General features: G+C 63.0%; 1 pseudogene. It reads right to left on the bottom strand.

Annotated elements, in window-relative coordinates:
• Positions 1-87: 87 nt before the first annotated feature.
• Positions 88-334, bottom strand: a pseudogene (locus tag IF89_RS44240) (transposase); the annotation flags it as partial.
• Positions 335-389 lie beyond the last annotated feature (55 nt).

The raw sequence follows: 389 nt of genomic DNA, 5'->3' as shown, positions 1-389 counted from the left end.
AACGACAACCCCCGGCCCTTCGTCTGGACGAAGACAGCCGACGAGATCCTCGACAAAGTCGCCGCATACTGCCGACGAATCTCCGACTCAGGACACTAGGGAGCTCTCGGGCGTTTTGTTCGTAGCGTGCGGCGATGCCTCGCCAGGCTTTCAGCTTGTTGATCATGCGCTCGATGGTGTTCCGCTCCTCATAGAGGTCGGCTTCGCGGGTGACTGGCCGACCGCCCCCGCGGCCTTTGGCCTTCCGGTTGGCGGCCTGGTCCTTCTTTTCCGATATGACTGCCTTGATCCCGCGTCTGCGCGGGTAGGAGCGGTTGCGGCGGGAGGTGTAGGCCTAATAGGGATCGAGGTTGGCTGCTGTCGGCCTTGGCAGGGGCCGTGTGAGACGT

Source organism: Streptomyces sp. NRRL F-2664 (assembly GCF_000719345.1).
Taxonomy (GTDB): Bacteria; Actinomycetota; Actinomycetes; order Streptomycetales; family Streptomycetaceae; genus Streptomyces.
Note: the sequence above shows the minus strand (reverse complement) of the source record. Positions and strands in the feature narration are given on the sequence as shown.